The 18238-nt window shown below is 72.6% G+C and carries 3 protein-coding genes and 2 tRNA genes; 3 read left to right on the top strand and 2 right to left on the bottom strand.

Going from position 1 to position 18238, the window contains the following annotated elements; genetic code table 11:
* Positions 1 to 7: 7 nt before the first annotated feature.
* The 3 genes from OG494_RS17195 to OG494_RS17205 all read left to right on the top strand — a co-directional run bounded on the left by OG494_RS17195 (position 8) and on the right by OG494_RS17205 (position 2466).
* A tRNA-Pro gene (locus OG494_RS17195) sits at positions 8 to 82 on the top strand.
* Positions 83 to 91: 9 nt separating this feature from the next.
* Positions 92 to 164 (top strand) — tRNA-Asn (locus OG494_RS17200).
* Between the two features lie 25 nt (positions 165 to 189).
* Positions 190 to 2466 (top strand): hypothetical protein, encoded by a 2277-nt coding sequence (locus OG494_RS17205; RefSeq protein WP_328456855.1) that lies wholly within the window; start codon positions 190 to 192, stop codon positions 2464 to 2466.
* A gap of 94 nt (positions 2467 to 2560) precedes the next feature.
* On the opposite strand, the gene OG494_RS17210 is transcribed toward OG494_RS17205, so the two are convergent.
* Both OG494_RS17210 and OG494_RS17215 read right to left on the bottom strand, forming a co-directional pair.
* Entirely contained in the window at positions 2561 to 3067 is a 507-nt protein-coding gene (locus OG494_RS17210) for a type VII secretion system-associated protein (RefSeq protein WP_328456857.1), read from the bottom strand.
* Positions 3057 to 16178: a hypothetical protein gene (locus OG494_RS17215; RefSeq protein ID WP_328456859.1), complete on the bottom strand. Its 13122-nt coding sequence runs from the start codon at positions 16176 to 16178 to the stop codon at positions 3057 to 3059. The genes OG494_RS17210 and OG494_RS17215 overlap by 11 nt, the downstream gene beginning before the upstream one ends.
* Positions 16179 to 18238: the final 2060 nt, after the last annotated feature.

Genomic DNA, 18238 nt, shown 5'->3' on the forward strand with positions numbered 1-18238 from the left:
GCAGCGGCATGGAGTAGCTCAGCGGCAGATCACCCGGCTCGGGACCGGGAGGGCGCGGGTTCGAGTCCCGCCTCCGTGTCCACCCCCGCACCTTGGAGTAGTTCAGCAGGCAGAACACCCGGCTGTTATCCGGGAGGGCGCAGGTTCGAGCCCTGCCTCCAAGTCTCGTGTTCACCAGGGGGAATCCACATGGCCACCGGCTACGCCTACGGGCAGCTCGAACGGGCGCTGCGCACCGCGGCGTCCGCAAAGGACGGTGCGACGCGCGCCCGTGCCCGGGCGAAGGCCGGGCGGTGGCAGGACGTCCTGACCGGGATAACCGACGGCACGCTGCGGATCGGCTCGCGGACGCCGGTCGCCGACACCCCGGCGTGGGTGACCCTCGAGGTCGCGCACGGCGGGTTCGCCACCGGCCGGTACGTCGCCGAAGTCCCGCTGCACCCGGCCGAAGCCGCCCTGCCCGCCGCCGGGCCGGGCACGACCGACCGCGAGCGGCTCAACCTCTGGCACCTCACGGACGCGGGTCTCGCCTCGCTGCGGTCCGCGCTGGCCACCGAGACCTACCGGGTGGAAGTGCCGGAGGACGCCGCGCTGCCGGTCGTCGCCTGGCTGCTGGACCACGGGCACGCCGAAGCCGCGCTCGACCTGGTCGCCGAGCTGCGCCCGCTGCTGCACCGCCTGCGCCTCGCACCCGTGCCGGGCGCCACGCCGCGGCCGGCGGGCGCGCTGGTGCGGCTGAGCACGGTCGGCGAAGTCCGGGAAACGTTGCGCGCGGCCACCACCACGCCTGCGATCGCGGCGATGCTGGAGACGCTGAAGGTGTGGCACCCGCTCTTCGACCGGCTGGTCGCGCTGTGGTGCGACACCGTCGACGGCGACCTGCCGCGGCTGGCCGAGGATGGCTCGGTGAGCGGCAGCTGGCCGTGTCGCGAGTGGCCGGAGGACTGGGCTCGCCGGCGTGCGCGGTGGCTCGCCGATCACGCGACGGCGAGCGCGCGGCACACCGCGTCCACCGCCCACACGCACCCGAAGAGCAACTTCGCGCGGCTGCACCGCGCGCTGCTGGCGTGCGAGCACGACAGTGCCGAGCTGACCGGCCGGGACGTCGGCTGGATCCGCCGTGCCCTGGCGAACACCGTCACCAAGCACGGTGCGCCGGGGTCGGAAGCGCGCGCGGCGGTGCGTGCGGTGCAGGCAGCGGTCGCGGCGCGGCCGACGTACGCCGAGCTGGCGGCCGCGCTGGCCGGACGGCTGGACCACTACCCCGCCGACGGCGGTCTCCCGGAGGTCGAGGAGGTCACCGGAGAGGCTCCCGCGCACCTCGCCGCGAAGGTCGTGCGGGCGTGGGAGGCGCCGATCGAGGAGCTGGTCGCCCGCGACGTGATCACGTCGGCCGACGTGCTGGCGACGGTCCTGCCGCAGATCACCGCGCAGCTGCTGGCCGCCAACCTCGAGGACGACCGGCTCGCGGCGCTGTACGCGCAGACGTACGCGGCGTTCCGGCGCCGTCGCGGGTTGCTGCTGCTCGACCTGGAGCACCAGGTCCGCATCGAGGAGCTGCCGTGGATCCGCGCGCTCGAACCGCTGCGGGCGCACCGTCCGGACGCCGCCCGGGCGGCGCGGCACACGCTGACGCAGACGGTGCTGCTGGCGCTCGGGTCGTGGCCGCAGGCGATCCTGCCGAACACCCTGATCCGGGAGCTGGGCGCGCTGGCGAAGCAGGCCGGAACGCCGATGCCGCTGGTGGAGGAGGTCGCGGCGGACATCTTCACGGGCACGTTCACGGCGAAGTGGCGCGCGGCGGCGGAGATCGCCGGCGGTGCCCTGGCGGGCACGCTCTACGCGCGCTATTACGACCTGCCGGCGACGTGGCCGGCGGCCCCGCGGCCGCGCTGGTCCCGTGCCTTCGGCAAGCAGACCGCGGACGACTTCGCCGCGGTCTGCGTCGCACGCGCGGAGGAGGCGCGGCCGAAGCGCGGGTTCGGTTCGGTGGCCGCCAACGGCACGGTCCTCGAGCAGAGCCAGATCCTCACGACGCAGAACCTCGCCGTCCTGGTGGACACGCTCGCGCTGCGGCCCCGGCTCCGCGCGTCCGCACCCGAGCTGGCCGACGGGGTGTTCACCTGGGTGGTCCGCCGCCTGGCGATGCGCGTCGACAACCACCACGCGGCCCTGCAGACGGTGAAGAACGCCGCCTACGCCTGGCGTCAGGCGCTGTTCTTCTTGAGCTTCTGCGACGAGCCGGCCCAGCGCGCGGCGGTGGACCGGCTCGGCGAGCAGGTGGCGCGGGCGGGCCTGGAGGACCGCTTCGGCCCGGCGGTGGCGGGTCTCGCGCAGGTGGTGGCGGGTGGCCGTTTCACGGAGTCCGGTACCACCGCGGACGGTGCGGGACGGCGGTTCCTCGGCTGGACGACCGGCACGCACTGGTGCCTGCCGGAGCGTGCCGCCGGCCTCCACCAGCGCTGACCCGCCCGCCTGCGACCCGCCCGCCGCCAAGTCCGTGAATGGCACATCGAGGGACTCTGAGTCCCTCGATGTGCCATTCACGGCTTTCGAGGGGCTACGAGCGCGAGGCGAGGTCCCGGACCGTGTCCGCCGGCAGGCGGGTGCAGCCGACCGCGCCCGGGTTGAGCAGCAGGTCCGTGCCCGGACGGGCCGACAGCAGCGCCGCCAGTCCCTTCGCGTCCACGGCGAGCCAGCCCGCCGTCCGGACCCGGCCGCGGTGCGCGGGCGCCGTGGCCACCAACAGGCACGGCACGCCATCAGGCGAAGGCGCCGTCAGCGGCGAGCCGGTCGCGTCCAGGGCCACCGCGGTGGTGACCTGGCGGAACACCGACGCCACCTGCTCGAACTCCGCGTCGCCGACGGACAGCAGGCGCAGCACCGCGTCCAGGGGGTCCGCCGGGCTGTCCGGGCCCGACGGCTCGTACGCCGGGTTCGGCTCGAAGTCCCCGATCGAGCCGTCGGCCAGCGCCGGCCAGCCGCCGACCACGTGGGTCCGGTCGGGCGCCGACGGCTCCGGGGACCAGGCCGGGTCGACCAGCAGCACCCACTTCTCAGCCGTCATCACGCACCCCTCCCACCGCGGCCGTCAACCGGGCCGATCGTTCCGACGCGGCCTCCTCCTGCTCCTGATAGCGTCGCACGCCCTCCGCGATCCGCCACCGGTAGAGCCACGCGAGGTTCGTGACGCGGAACCGCCGCATCAGCCACAGTGCCCGCCGCGTGGCCTCGACGCGCCCTTCCAGCGCCCCGCACACCGCTTCGCGCATGACCTCCACGGGCAGCTCCCCGCCGGCCGGCTCCCGAAGCACCGCCGCGACTTCGCCGGCCCGCGCCTCGAGGTCCGGCGACGACAGGACGGCGTCCACCGCGACGGTCACCAAGCCCGGCCGCAACGCATCGTGCCTGGCCAGGGCGTCGATGGCGGCCGCGGCCGCGCCGACGTCCAGGCCGCCGGCCACCCGGGCCGCGATCGCCAGGACGTCGTCCCGAGTGACGACCGTGTCCGTGACGCCGTGCAGCTGCAGCACCGCGAACTCGGCGGCCAGCCCGGCCGCGGCCGCCGCGTCGGCCGGGCTCGCCGAATCGTCGACCACAAAGGGAGCCGCACCAGGCGGCGTCAACGCGAGCAGTTCGGCTTGGACGTCGGCCGCCAGGACCTCGGGGACGACGGGCGCGGGCAAGCCGTCCCGCACACGCTCCACAATGGACTCGGCGAGCGAGCCGGCCGTGTCCGGAAGCGACACGACCGGACCCAGCGGCCGGTACACCAGCCCGTCCCGCCACTCACCCTTGCCCACGCCCGGGAAGAAGTCCCGAATGGACGGTCCGACCGGCTGCCACTTCCCCGACACCGGGTCGAACCGCCGGTCGACGACGTGAGTAACCCCCGGGAACGCCGAGACCTGCGCCAGCACCGAAGTCCACACCAGACCGGGATCGGCGTGCGCCTCGACGTCGTCGGCGACGCTGTCCAGCCGCACCACCGGCAGACCGGAACGCAGCCGCCCGACGATCTCGCCGACCGCCGGGTCGACACGCAGCCGTGTCGAGGCGAAGGAGATCTCGACGTGCCCGCCGTCGCCGCCGCGGATCTTCACCGGTACGCGCGCCAGGACGTCGTGCCCGAGAGCTTGACCGAGGTGTCCGGCCAAGGCCTTCGCGACCGGACCGGCGCCGGTTCCGGTGACGCTGATGGCGGGCAGCGGACCGTCGCCGGTGTCGGCCACGAGCACCGCCCGCGCGAGTTCGCGGGCGCCGGCGGCCAGGTCCGTGTCCCGGTACCCGAGGTGCCGGTCGACGACCGCGCGGAGGACGTCGGGCTGTTCGTGCTGCGCCAGCACCGGCGCCGGGTCGCGCAGGGCGAGGGTCGTCGCGACGGCTTCCCGCACCACTTCCAGGGTCCGAGCGCGGTCGGCCAGCGGCACCGGCCCCGACGTCGGCTCCGGACGCGCGTACCGCCAGTCCTTGGCCACCGCCTCGGCCAGTTCCGCGACGACCGCACCCGGGTCGGCGGGCTTTCCGAACGTCGTCCAGTGGCCGCCGCGGACGACGGCCGTGAACGCGTCGTCGGTGGCGCCGAACAGCGGCGCCGAGGGCTCGTCGTCACCACGGCGGTTGGCGAGCACCGAGTCCGTCGCGGCGTGCACCGGCAGGCCGGACGCGGCGTGGAAGTCGAACGCGACGCCGCCCGGCCCGCGACGGCGGCCGGCGGCGCACGGGAAGAGCGTCACCGATTCCGGTCGCGCGGCACCGAAAGAAGACGTCACCAGCCGGGCCAGGGTGGCGCCGTCGACGAACACCGCGCGACGCTCGCCGCCGACCTGGGCGAAGACCTTCGCGCGGGTCTCCTCACCGTGTCCGGTGACGAGGAACGTCTTCCCCTGTGCCAGTTCGTCCGCCCATGGCGCCCGCACCAGCACGCCGCCCTCCCCCGGCCCGCGACCGCGCAACGACGGCCGCGAGCCGGCCGCGAAGTCCCGCATCTCGTCCGGCGCGGCTTCCACGATGAGGTTCTCGCCCGTGGTCTGCGTCAGCCAGGCCTGCACCTTCGCCGCCTCGTCCGGCTCGAGGAAACTCACGCCGCGGACGTCGCCGGACGCGTCCCGCAGCGGCGTCGCGGTGAGCGCGTCGAACTCGACGGTCGTCCCCGGATGATCGGCCGGTTCTCCCCTGAACCGCTCGCCGAAGGTCGCGAAGTGCCCGCCGTCGGTCACCGTCGTGAAACCGTGCGTGGCGCCGGTCGCCTGGCCCAAGGTCGCCGACGGGCGGCCGAACAACGCCGGCTCGGTCGGCGCGTGCACCTGCAGCGGCCCGCCGAGGTCGGCCAACGCGCGCTGGAAGTCGTGGGCGACGCCACCCGGGCCGTCGAGCTTGCCGGTGCTGCACGCGATGAGCGTGATCGACGGCCGCCCGGACCCGGCCGCCTGCGCGAACGGCTTCGACGCGGCGAGGATCTTCGCGAACGCCGCGCCGTCGACGCGGACCGTCCGCCCGCCCAGCAGCGTGAGCTTCACCGACTGCGGCCGGCCGTGCGCCATGACGAACAGCGTCCCCGGATCCCACGGCGCGGGGCTCTGCGACGCCCACTCGCCGAACGCGCGCCCGTCGAGCTCCGGCTTCGCGCCGTTCTCCCGGGCGTCACGCAGCAGCGGCGCGGTCCGCTCCGGCGTCGCGCCTTCGGGCAGGGAGCCGACGGTGTCGGCGTGATCGTCCGCCCAGTCGCGCTCGATGCCGGCGGTGTGCTCGGCGGCGGGCAGGAACGACACGGCGACGACCCGGCCGGACCGGTCGGTGACCGGGCGGGCTTCGATCTGGGAGACGTCGAAGTCGTACGGCAGGCCGGTCCCGGTGTCGACGCCGGTGACGGAATCCTGCGCCAGCACGGCATCCACAGTGGACGGATCGAACGCCTCGATCCGCCGGTCCAGTTCCCGTTTGGCGTCCCACCACGCCTGCCGGGCTTCGTCGGCCTGACGCCGGGCGTCGGCGACCTCGTCGAGCGCGGCCTCCCGGCGGGAGATCTGGTCGGCGCGGTCGTTGCGGTGGTCGTCGAGGACCGCGGCGAGACGTTCCGCCCGGTCCTGGGCCGCACCACGCGCCCGGGTCAGGTCCGGCTGCGCGGCCCGGATCGCGGCCGCGTCCTCCAGGGCCTTGCCGTGCGTGGCGAGGAACCCCCGCTGCTCGCCGGAGCCGGGTTCGGCGGCCGCGGCCAGGGTCAGCGCCTGGTCGGCGACGTCGTTGAGCCGCGAGATCTCCGCGTTGCCCGCGCGCAGCCGCGCCCCGGCGTCGCGGGCGTCGGTCTCCGCCACGGCCAGCGCGTCCCGCAGGGCTTGGACGGCGTCGTCCGCGGTGTCGACGCCGAGCGCAGGGCCGTCTTCGGTCAATCGACGCGAGCCTTCACGCTGGTCGAGCCAGCGGTCGTCGGCGCCGCGCTGGGCCTGATCGACGGCCTCCTCGGCGGTGCGCCACGCCTCGGCGGCGTCCTTCACCGCGTCCTGGGCCCGGGTCAGCGGGTCCGGCAGTTGCGCCTTCAGGAACGCCTCGACGTCGGCGTCGGTCATCCGCACCAGCGCCGACGACGGCACCTTCACCTCGACCGCCGCGGTCCGCCCGCCGCCGAGGTCGGCGACCACGCGGTACTCGACGTCGAAGCCGACCAGGCCGGTGCGGCCCTTCGGCTTGCCGGTCACCGACCGGTCGCCGGTGGACGTCGACGACGTCGGGTCGGTGCCGGCGTCGGGTGAGCGGGTGTCGAGGCCGCCCCACGAGTGCGCGTTCTGGGCCGGGTCGGTCACCCCGCCGCCGCCGAGGTTGTGCTGCTGCTCGGAACTCGACGTCGCCTTGGCCTCGCCCGTGAACGTCGCCGTCCCGGTCGCCGAGTGCTCCAGTTTCACGCTGTCGCTCAGCCCGGCGAGCTTCGGGTTGGCAACCCGCGCGTAGACCTTCACGGTGCCGTGGCCGTTGCGCAGCACGGCGCCTTCGTGCAGCTCGGGGACTTCCAGGGGGCCCTTGACCAGGTCCGGCAGGTTCGCCTGGAGCATCTCGTTGGTGACGGCGGACGCCAGGGTGGTGTTGCCGATCAGGCCGTCGCGCGCGCCGGCGGTCCGCAACGCCTGCCGGGCCGCGGCGCGCACCTCGGCGGCGCCGCGCAGGCCTTCGGTCGTCGCCGACGGCGGCAGCGCGCCGTGCCCGCCGTCCTGCCAGGTCTTCAGGTCGGCGTCGCCGAAGTTCTTGACGTTCGTCGCCGCCGCGTTGTGGTCCTTCAGCGCGGACCCGGTGGTGACCTTCTGGTCGTCGGCGGCCGCCCGGACGACGAGATCGGCGTCCTGCGAGGTGACCGGGAACGTCTTGTCGCCGCGGGTGACGACCAGCTCGAATTCCACCTTCGCGCGGTACCGCACCGAGGGGCCGCTCGAGGACGCCGTCTTCGACGTCGTCTTCGTGCCGGTCGCGGTCGTCTGGTCGGTCTTCGTGCGGGTCCCGGACACTCCCTTGTAGACACCGTCGTAGCCGCTGACCTTCGCGTGGCTGTCGGCGAACAGCCCGCGCCCGGCGCCGCGGAACTGGCCGCCGTAGGACGAACCGTGGCCCGCGGTCTCCTTGGCCGTCGCGGTCGCGCTGACGGCGTGGTCGATCTCGCTGCCGTCGTGCGCGACGTCCAGGAACTCGGTCTCGGTGATCCGTGCCTTGAGCAGTACCTGGTAGGTGTCGGTCGTGACGACACCCGGGTCGTGCAGCACCAGGGGCACGCCGCCGTCGAGCGCACCGTCCACAAGGGACGTCACGCTCTCCGGTGACGCCGCGTCCAGCATCCGCTGCAGGTTGTTCATCGAGTCGTCCAGCACGGATTTCGGCAGCAGCCGGTCGCCGGTCTTGCCGAGTGTCGCGCGCGCGTCGCGGATGAGTCCGCTCAGGTCCGGCGCGTCCTCGACGACGGCCGCGCCGAGCGCGCTGGACGTGCCGCCGACCAGCGCCGGCGCGGTGAGCGCGCCGGGCGCCGGGGTGCGCGGCTCGAGTGGCGGGAGCAGGCCCTGCTCGCGGGCCTGGTCTTCGGTCATCCGGACGAACACCGCGCCCGGCAGCTTGACGTCGGCCCCGGCGCGCGACTTGCCGCCGTTGACGACGCTCTCCTGCCGGGTCTCGGCGACGAGCCGCACGTCGGCGTCGTACCGCACGAGGACGGTCCGGCTGTCCGACGGCGCGCGGCGGACGTGGTCGACGTTCGCGCTCAGCTCGGCCGACGTGCCCTTCGTGCGGCTCCACGGGCTCCACTTGGCCGAGGTGTAGAGCTGCCCCTGGCCGTGCGGGTCGCTGCCGTCGGGCCGGATCGTCATGCCGAACTGGACGTTCGCCTCGACCGCCTGCTTGCGGGACTTCTCGTACCCCGCCTTGGCGCCGCCGGCGAACGTCGTGTCGCTGCCGCCCGCCTCGGACGTCATGATCAGCTTCGGGTTGCTCAGCCCGACGTTCATCCCGAGGCCGCCGACGCGGTCGGCGACCCGGCGTTCGTAGCGGAACCCGCCCGAGCGCGCGCCCTGGCGCAGGAAGCGCGGCAGGCCGGAGCGGAACGTCTGCGGCGAGAACATCCGGTCGATCCGCTTGCGCGCTTCCCCGCCGGGCAGGCCGAGGACGCCGTCACCGCCCGCGGCCCGGCCGAGCTGCCGGACCGCTTCGTCGCGCAGGGCTTCGGTGTTCGCGACGGCTTCGACGTGCAGGAACTTCGGCGCCGGCGGCCGGTCGGCTCCGAGCAGCGCGTCGAGCTCGGGCGCGGTCTCCAGGTCGACGGCCGAGGGTTCGCCGGGCGCGAACCGCGTCGGATCGGTCTTCGGCGCCGAGCCGTCGCTGACCCAGAGGTCGACCTGACCGGAGATCTTCGGCAGGCCGTCGCCGGTCTTGGCCACTGTGGACACACGGGGCGTCTGGCGGAACGGCGATCCGGGCGTCAGCTTCTTCACCCACGGGCGGTTCCGGGTGTGGCTGGTGATCTCGACCTCGAACTCGACGTCGTGCTCGAACACCTGCGCGTCCGGGCTGCCGCCGATACCCGTGGTCGTCGTGGCGGTCGGGCCGCCGGAGTTCTTCCACGTCGTGGTGTCGGAGTACTGCACCGGCGTGACGGTCGGGCTGATGCCGAGCGAAGTCAGCGGCGTCGTCTTCGGGATCATCATCCGGCCTTCGAGGCCGACGCTCCAGCCCTTCTCGGTCGTCGTGCTGCTGCTCAGCGTCGGCGACGTCGCGGTGCCGCCCTTGACCGACCGGCCGGTGGCCCGCCCGAGGTGGCGGCCCGGCGACAGCTTCGCCTTCACCGTGACGCTCAGGTACTCGTCGGTGAACAGGCCTCGCCGCTTCAGCTGAGTCGACACGCCCGGCCCGAGCAGATCGTCCATCCTGGATCGCAGCGCGGCCGGCGAGAAGTTCGCGGTGATCTTGCGGAGGTTGCCCAGGCGTTCGGCGGTGTCGGCGCCGGAGCCCTTCGAGACGTCGCGCTGGAACACGTCGAAGCGGGGCAGGAACTTCGCGAAGCCCGGGCGTTCCCGCAGGGTGTTCTCGATCTGGGCCTGGACCTTCGTCGCCGGGGTGAAGGTTCCCGCCCGGACGTGCCCGGCCGCCGCGGCCGCGGCCAGGTACGGCGGCTCGAACCGCTGCTCCCCCGGCGTGACCTTGTCGCGGGTGCCGTCCGGCACCGGCAGCCCCTGCGCTTTCGCTTCCGGCAGTCCCATGCGGACATACGCGGTGGCCGGCACGGTGACGGTCTCACCGCTCGATGTCGTCACCGCCAGGTCCACAGTCACCTTGTACAGCCCGATGTCGCCCTTGGCGTTCAGGTTCGTCTTGGCGGTGACGCTCGTGCCGCTCTGCGACGTCTGCGTGACCTTGGCCGACGCGCTCGCGCTGACCCCGGCGACCCCGCCGACGGCCCCGGGGATGTAGGCGCCGCCGCCGAAGATCCCGTTGATCTCGCCGCCGGACTTGGACGCGGCCGACGTGGTCCCACCGGCGACGGAGGAGTCCGTGAGCTTCAGTTCGGAGTCGCCGGGCACGGTGCCGAGCAGCTCGACGCCGGTCGGCTTCGCCCGCAGCTCGACGGCCTCCCGGTAGCTGCCGTGCGGGCTGGCCAGATCGTTCGACACCACGGGCGAGCCGGACAGCGCGGTGCCGAGCACCTGCCGCAGGCCACCGCTGCTGACGAAGTCGCGCAACGCGGTGCGGCCCGGTGCGCCGAACTTCGTCACCGAGGGGTGCAGCTTGCCGCTGACCTGGTCGAAGAAGGCCTGTTCGTCGAGGAGCACGGCTTCCGGGGCGAGGAACTCGACGCGCTCGGCCCAGTCGTCGCGCGGGGTCGTGTCCTTCGGTTCGTGCGACTCCAGTCCGGCGAGGTCGGTGGGCACCAGGAGACGGACGCTGCCGTCCACTTCGGACCCGGTCTGCCCGCCGGTCTGGGTGGTGACGGTGATCCGGTACTTCACCGGGACGTCGGCGTTCTGGAGGTCACCGGCCGAACGGATCACCCGCTGCTCGGTGCCGGTGCTGGTCGAGGTGTGCTCGATGGCGGGCGCCGCGAGCTGCGCCGACGCGCCGACCGAGGCGTAGGGCCCGGCCGGGAACAGCCAGAACACGGACGTGCCGAGGCTGCCCGTGGTGGTGTCGGCGTTCGGGTCGCCGTGCGTGGTCTCGTTCTTGTTGGTGACGTCGCCGGCCGCGGGCGTCGCGTCGGTGATCCGGTCCGCCGCGACCGAGCGCAGGTCCGGCTCGGCCTGGACGCGGACCTCGAACCACTTCTCCCCCACCCGCACCATCGACGCCTGGCCCGCGCCGAGGAACGACTCGAACCCCCCGCCCGTCAAAGAGCCGGTGATGGCGTCGACGCCCTCGGGCCGGCCGTCGGCCAGCGGGCTCAGCAGCTGCTCGATCCGCGTGCCGACCTCATCGGCACCGCGGACGTCGACCGGGGCGAGGGCGCCGAGGGCACGGCCGTCGCGCGCGTACTCCGGCAGCCGGGCCCGCAGCGGCCGGGTGTCCGGGGTGTCGTCGACCAGGACGTCGTCGCGGTGCGCCGGGTCCCAGCCGGCGATCAGGTGGTCGAAGAACTCGGCGCGTCGCGGCGCGTGCTGCCGCAGTGTGTCCGGGTCCATGAAGTAGTACTTGGCGGTTTCGGCCATGTCCTCGTGGACGTTGGTCGCGCCGTACTTGCTGATCGGGCGTTCGCCGTCGAAGGCCGGGTAGCCGTCGGCGTCCCAGTGTCCGGTGTGGACGTTGAACTCGGCCTGACTGCCCTTCAGCTCCTTGAAGATCCGCTCGGCGGCCTTGCCGGAGAGCTCGTTCTCGAGCCGGGTGAAGACGTCCGGGTTGGCTTGGGCCAGCTGGGTCACGAACTGCGAGCGGCGCGGCGCGCGTGTCGCGAATCCTTCCGGGTCCAGCAGGTGGGACTTCAGGGCGGCCTTGAAGTCGGCGACGTCGTCACGGATCTTCGGGTCGGCCGGCAGTTCGCCGCCGGAACTGCGGTGCGGCGAGCCGTCGGGATTCCAGCTGCCGACGTGCTTGCCGTAGTCGTCGAGGGCGTAGGACAGCAGACCGTGGGCGAGTTCGTGGGTGACCGTGCCCTCGATACCCCGGTGGCCACCGCCGAACTCCTTGTTGATCACGCCCATCGCGTAGAGGTTCACGGTCCCGTGCGAGGCGAGGTACTCCGCGCGAGCCGTCGGCGCGATCTGGCCGCGTTCGACACCGAACGACACCGCGGCGAAGTGCCGGACCTCCTGCTCGGCGTGCGCGCGGCTCGAGCTCGCCCGGCGCTCGCCGAGGATCGGCGCGTAGTGCTCGAGCGCGTCGTCGATCGCGCGGATCTCGTCGGCGCTGAACTCGCGGGGCTTGACGCGGGCCAGCACGGTCGGCTTGGCCTGCGGGTTCGTCTCGTGGACGGCGCGGACACCGCAGGCGGAGTCCCGATCGGTGCCGTCAGGTCCGGGATCGGTGTCCCCGACCAGCACGGTTCCGTCGTGCACGGCGTCGTCGAACAGTTTCGCCAGTTCCCGGTACTTCTGTTCGTACGGCGTCTTCCCGCCGTCGCGGGGCTCGTTCGAGTAGGCGAACCGGTGCTCACCCGGCACCGGGACGTGGTCGCCGTTTTCGACGGCGAGGCCGGTCAGCTTGTCGTAGCCGTCCTGGATCTCGCCGTTGGTGTCGTTGACGAACTTCGCCTGCTGGCTGTAGGAGGAGAAATCGGCTTGGTAGTACTGGTGGAACTCGCGGAACAGGTCGCGGACGTCGGACGCGTTCGGCGGCCGCCCGTCCGCGGTCTTCACGCGGTGGGCGAGGCTGTTGACGAAGGTGTGCACGTCCGTTGCGGACACTCCCATGTCGCGGAAGTAGAAGCCGAACGGGTCGGCGTCGACGAACGCGCGGGCGATCTCGAAGTCGCGCTTGTCCGCCCACAACCCTTCGTGGCGGTTCATGTGCCGGACGGCGCCGCGGTGCTCCGGCTCGCGGTCGTGACTGACCTGGGCGTCGCCGTACTGGTTCTTGGAGTTGACCTTGTCGGCGTCGTGGAACAGGATCGCCTTGGCGATCGCGTCCCGCGGCACGAACCGGCCCGCGTCCTGGTGGCCCTGGGTCAGTTTCAGGTACTGGTTGAGCACCATCTGGGCGTGCTCGCCGAAGGTGTTCGGCTTCGTCTGGCCCGGCGCGCGGTCCGGCCGGCCGTCGCTCTGCGGCTTGACGGTCTCGGCGAACTTGCGCGCCAAGGTGCCGTCGGAGTCCACATCGGACACCAGCTGGTCGACGATCTTCTTCGCGGAGTCCGGTTTCGGGTCGGCCAGGGCGTCTTGGATCGTCGAGGCCAGGTCGCGGCCCGCGGTCTGGTGCCGGGTGAACACGGCGGGGTCGTTCTTCTGGGTGTACCCCCGTGTGTGCTCGGCCTGCCAGCGGCCGAACTCGTTCGCGAACGGCGTCCCCGCGACGCCGTCGTCGGTCAGGTCGGTTTCGCGGGTGTCGAAGTCGGTCTTGATGCGGCGTTCGTCGGTGGCGAGGGCCGAGCCGATCTCCGCCTGGGTCGCGAAGTCGGGCAGCCGGTCCATGAAGGCGTCGGCGTCCTCGCGGCCGGCCGGGTCGAACCGGGCGTCCGCCAGCAGGTCCGGGTGGCGCACCTCGGGGCCGACGGCGTTCACGAGGGTCTTCCGGAAGCCCGGGTCGGCGAGCTTGCCCGCGCTCCTGCGGCTCAGCTCCTTGGCGAGCGCGTCGGCGACGTCGTTCTGCTTGGCCTGGAAGTGGGCGCGGAGGGCGTCGGCGTCGAGGCCGACCAGCGACGTCTTCGTGACCGGGTGCATCGCCTTCGGGACGACCTGGGCCTTGAGCTGCGCGGCGAAGACGTCCGGCGCGATGGTGACGCCCGGTTTGGCGAGCAGCTTCTTGAGGGCGGCGTTCTTGGCGAGGTCGTCGGTGATCCCCTTGGTGAAGGCTTCGCCGCGCGGTCCGCTGAGGTAGCCGCGCTTGCCCTTATTGAGCCCGTCGAGCTGGGTCCCGCGGGCGCCCTTGAGGGCGTCGAAGTGGTCGTGCACGGTCTGGTGGACGATCTTCGCGATGTCGGGTCCGAACGTCCCGGTGTCGCCCAGCTCGGCGGTCAGGCGATCGGTCACGGCCTTGGTGACGGCGTCCGCGGCCCGCGTCGCGATCTGCGGGTCGGCGGTCAGCCCGGCGCGGATGTTGTCGAGGGTGTCGCGCCGGGCGTCCGGGCCGGCTTCGGTGAGCACCTGGCTGGGGACCTGCAGGCTGTCCTTGACCTCGCCGAAGACGGTGTCCTTCAGCTCTTTCGCGCCCACCGGGACGCCGTCGGGGGCGTGCCGGCGGACGGCGGTGTCGATCGCGGCGCCGATCCCGTCGGAGAGCTGCCCGACGGTGGCGCGGCCGGGGCCGTGGGTGTTGAGGAAGACGTTCATGTCCTCGGTGCGGCGCGCTTTGCTGTCCGCGGCTTCCTTGACGGTGACGTCGGGAATGCTGTCGCCGGCCGGGGAGAAGAAGAGGTCGGGCGAGTTCTTCCAGGTGTGGTAGTGGTTTCCGAGCGTCCTGGCGAGACCCCGCAGCGCGGCGGGGTCGTTGCGGAAGTACTTGCGGCCGTCCGGCGTCCAGCTGAACCACGGGTCGTTCTCGCGGCCGAGCGCGGCGGAGTCGAAGTCCGGGCTGATGCCGAGCCGGTGGTAGAGGTCGGCCAGGTCCTCCTGGCGGCCCGCGACGTCGGGCATCTGCCGGTCGTGCCCGCCCGGGGTGTACGTGACGAGCGAGCCCTTGAGCGCGTCCTGCTGGAGCGCGTCGAAGTCCTTTCCGCGCAGGCCGAACTGGTTGGTGTCGCCGTTCTGGTCGACGTTCATCGAGAGGCTGTTGCCCTGCGACCGCGCTTCGACGGTGGCCTGGGTGCTGACCTTGGTGAACGTGCCGATCGGCACGAGGAACGAGCGCAGGACCGGCTGCATTCCGGGCTTGCGGTTGACGTCGTGCTCGTACTTCGCGGTCCACTGCAGAGCCCGCAGGGGCCGGCCGCCGCCGACCCAGAAGACTTTGGAACCTTCTTTGCCGTCGCCGCTGAACGGGTGAACGCCGCCGTCGGCGTCCTGGTGGACGTCCTTGAACTCCGAACCGCGCGCGGCCGGCGTCAGGATCGCGGTGTACAGCCGGACGTAGTGGTTTCCCTTGACCGTCTCGATCTCGAACTCGCCGCGGTGGACGACCTTGCGCCCTTCCCCGGTGCGCAGGACCGTGGAGCCGGGGTAGCTCACTTGTGGACGTCCGATGTGGACGTTCTCCTTGGTACCGAGGTAGGTCGGCTTGCCGTCCACTGTGGTGCGCAGGATGTGGACCGGACGGCCGGTCTCCGGGCCGTGACTGGTCCAGTTCCCCTTGCTGTCCAAGACGTGTACCTGGACGTCGGCGGCCTTGGCGAGGGCGTCGAGGTTCGTTTCGTCCTTGTTCGCGTCGAGCGCGTCGGTGATGCGCGCGTGCTCGTTGGGCGCGTTGTCGTTCAGGCTGGCGGCAACGGCCTCACGGAAGTTGCCGTGCGGCGTGTCCCCGCCGACGAGCACGGGATCCATGCCGTGCACACCGAGGACGGTGTGCTGCGGCGGCGGCAGGACACGCCGGTCGAGGACCTGGCCGGGATGCGGATCGTCGACCTGGACGGAGTTGACGGTGACGGGCGCCCGGGCCGGCGTGTGGTGCTTCGACGGCGCCGGAGTCGTTTCCGCCGTGGGAGGTTCGGGGCGCGGCGCGGGCGTGACGCCGGGGTCACCGAGATGGTGATCGCGGATCGGCGCGGTGTCCGAGATCTCCTGGATCTTGGCGAGGTTCTGATCGGTGAGCGTCGATTCGGTCCAGGCGTCCGGCCCCATCACGCCGGGCTGGTCGGCGCGGCGGAAGAGAAGCCGGTCGTCGTGGTAGCCCTCGCCGAGTCCGAGATAGTGCATGACCTCGTGGGTGAGACCGGTCTTGGCGTCGTGGACGTCCCAGTGCGTCTGATCGGTGGGCCTGCTTCCGTCCACTGTGGAGTCGTGAACGTCGACCGGCACGCCGCGGCTGTGGTCGCTCTGCCAGTCGCCGTCGACCAGCCCTTGTGGAGTCCGGACGTCGACGGTGACGTGCAGCTTGTCCCCGCCGGGCAGGTGGTTGTCCTGGTTGACGGTGGCGTCGAGGTGCCTCTGCAGGTCTTCGGCCAGCTGGGCGCGAGCTTCGGGCGTCACCGAGCCGGAGTTCGAGGTCAGGTCGAGCGGAACGGTGAAGTCCCGGACCCAGCCGCCGCCCTCGGTCTCGTAGCGGCGGACGTCGTAGCGGATCCGGATGATGACGCCGTCGAGTTCACCGTCTTTGAGGCCGTCGCCTTCGAACTGCCGCGCGATGGACTTGGCGGGATCAAAGCGCTCGGAGACCAGCCGCGCGGGCGGCGCGGTGTCCCGGCGGCGGGTGTCTGTTGTCTTCCCGGTCTCCGGTGTGGACAGTCCAGTGTGGACCTTGGGCGGCGCTTGGGCCGGGCTCTGGCGGCCGGTCAGCGCCGGCTTCTTGACGGCGTTCGTCGCCTGCGGATCGCTGTTCGTCCTGGTGACCCCGGGTTTCGCGCCGTCCTTGGCGGTCGCACCCGCTTCAGACGTGACAAAGCGGGGAGCGGAATCCGTCTTGATCGGCGGGGGCGGCACGACCGGACGGGGCCTCGCCGCGCCGGCACCGCTCTTGCTCGGCCCGGTCGCCGCCCCGGGACCTGCCTCGTTCGGCCCGGTTCCGGTCTCCGACCGGAGACCACCCTTGGCCGGCGCAGTCCCGGTCACCGCCCCGCCCGGCTCAGTCCCAATGGCCAGCCCGGTCCCGGTCACCGCCCCACCCGGCTCAGCCCCGAAGGCCGGCTCGGGAACAGGCTTGGCACTTCCCATCTCCGTGGCCGGGTTGACCCCGGTCTTGGCCGATCCAGTCGCCGCGGGGCCGGCGTTCACCGTTCCATGCCCCGTGACCGGCCGGGCATCGCCCTTGCCCGGTCCTGTGCCCGTGGTCGCCTCGGAGCTGACCTTCGCAGTTCCATTCCCGGTGACCGGCCGGGCGTCGGCCTTAACCGGTCCGGTACCAGCAGTCGCCTCGGCACCGACCATCGCCGTTCCATTCCCGGTGACCGGCCGGGCGTCGGCCTTAACCGGTCCGGTACCAGCAGTCGCCTCGGCACCGACCATCGCCGTTCCATTCCCGGTGACCGGCCGGGCATCGTCCCTACCTAGTCCAGTGCCGGTGGTCGGCTCGGCGCCGACCTTCGCCGTTCCATTTCCGCTGACCGGCCGGGCGTCGGCCTTAACCGGTCCGGTACCAGCAGTCGCCTCGACGCCGACCTTCGCCGTTCCATTCCCGGCGGGCGGCTGGGCGTCGGCCTTAACCGGTCCGGTGCCAGTAGTCGACTCGGGTTTGACCGGCCCGGCGGCCGCCATCGGATGCGCATCGACCTTCGCCGGTCCATGACCTGTTGATGGATCGGGGCTGCCCTTGGCCGGCCCGGTTCCCGTAGCCGGCTCGGGACTCGTCTGGGCCGTCCCAGACCCGGGACCGACCTTGGCAGCTCCGGTGTCGGGGGTCGGGTGGGCGTCGGCCGTGGGAGCGCCGTCGGTTCCCGGTCCCGTGTTCGGTTGGGGGCTGGTTGTGGGGCTCAGCGTCGGCGAGCCTGCCGCAGTCACCCCGCCGACGCTTCCCGCCACCGGCGGCGGCGCGGGCGTGGAGGCCTGAGTGTCCGGCTGGGTGAATCCCGACAGTCCGCTTTCGGTGGTGTTCGGGCGCCCGTTCGGGCCGGGTGCGGGATTGCCACCCGCGGTGTTGTTCGCCCCGGTTCCGGGTGAGCCGGCTCCCGGCGGATTTGAGGGAGTGCTGAGACCGTTGTTCCCCGGGCTGCCCGTGACGTAGGAGTTCGCGCCAGTGCCACTCGTACCCAGTCCAGTATCCGGAGCGCTAAAACTCGAACTGCCGGTGACCGACGGGTTCGTGCCTGCGCCGTTCGCACCCGGGCCGGTACCTGGAGCGGTGATACCCGAGTTACCAGGGGCGGGGGTAGTGGTGGTGTCGGATCCCGACGGGCTCGTTCCAGTGCCGGCGGACGTGCCTGGCCCCATGGCACCCGGGTTGGTGGCGGTCTGCGGTGCCGTGCTCGAAGTGCCGTTCTGGTCTTGCGAACCGTTGCTTGGGGCTTCGACGGGCGTCACCGCGCTGGAGCCGTTCGGGCCTAGGCCGGACGGGTTGCCCGGAGTGGTGCCCAAGTTCGCCGGACTGTTTGTGCTGGTGCCCGTGTTCTGGCCGGCACCGGTTGCTTGGCCCGCTGAGCCATTGCCCGTCGTACCGGGACCTTGGCTCGCCGGACTGGTGCCCGCGGTGCCGGTGCCCGGTCCTTGACTCCCGGTGGAGGCTGATCCTGAACCGCCCGCGGGGCCCGAGGACGGTGCGGTCGCACCCTGCTCGACCGCACCCTCCGTGCCCGGGCCGGGACCGCCCGGCGCCGACGGGCCGGAGCCCACCACTCCGGTCGAGCCGGCGCCGCCCGTCGAGGTGCCGGAACCGGACGAGCCCACACCCCCGGACGGCCCGGAACCGCTCGCCACGGCACCGGCGCCCGTCGAGCCCGTTCCGGTTCCCACACCCGAACCACTCGAGCCGACGCTGGCACCGGACCCGCCCGCACCTTGGCCAGTACCGGCAGAGCCGGACCCACTTGGACCGGACCCGGTTCCACCCG

The sequence above is a fragment of the Amycolatopsis sp. NBC_00438 genome (assembly GCF_036026695.1).
Taxonomy (GTDB): Bacteria; Actinomycetota; Actinomycetes; order Mycobacteriales; family Pseudonocardiaceae; genus Amycolatopsis.